Origin of the sequence: Dryocola clanedunensis (genome assembly GCF_038405435.1) — a bacterium.
Lineage (GTDB): Bacteria > Pseudomonadota > Gammaproteobacteria > Enterobacterales > Enterobacteriaceae > Dryocola > Dryocola clanedunensis_A.
The window spans coordinates 1-570 of record NZ_JBBYHZ010000165.1 but is presented as its reverse complement, the minus strand read 5'-3'; the positions used below and the strand labels follow the sequence as shown (position 1 = coordinate 570).

Genomic DNA, 570 nt, shown 5'->3' with positions numbered 1-570 from the left:
GCGTATTACCAGGTGAAGCGCGGACCGACGAACCATTCCTTGTCGCCGCCCTTGGCCAGCTTCACTTCGCCGGCCAGGCCCCAGTTCTGGTTGAGCTTGGCCTGGGCGCCGACGCGGCCGTAGAACTCGCCGTCCGGATTGATGCCGTGCTTCTTGCTGTAATCCTCGTAACCGGCCATCACGTAGCCTTCGAAGTTCGGGGTGAACGCGCTGCGCACGCCGACTTCGGTGGAGTAGCCGTTGAAGTCCGGGCCGTGCTTCGGGTCGAACTTCTGGTAAGCAACGCGGGCGACCAGATCGGTGGTCGGGGCGATGCCGTAGTTGTAGCCCACACCGACGCGCCACTGGTCGACGTCGTTGCTGCCGCGCTTGGTTTCCTGCGCGTTGTAGTCACCGAAGACATGGAAGTTCGGCGCCACGGCGACCGAGCCCTTCACCGCCCAACCATCGGCGTCGCCGCCCTTGGCATCGGTGTTCACGTAGCCGCCTTCGACGTAGTTGTACGACAGGCCGTCGGTTGCCGACGCAGCGAACGGCAGTGCAGCGAGCAGACCCAGAGCAAGCAGGGAA

General features: G+C 64.2%; 1 protein-coding gene. It reads right to left on the bottom strand.

From position 1 onward, the window contains the following. Positions 1-5: 5 nt before the first annotated feature. Positions 6-570: OmpO family porin (locus AAE045_RS24010; RefSeq protein WP_455549806.1), on the bottom strand; the 565-nt coding region annotated here is incomplete at its 5' end.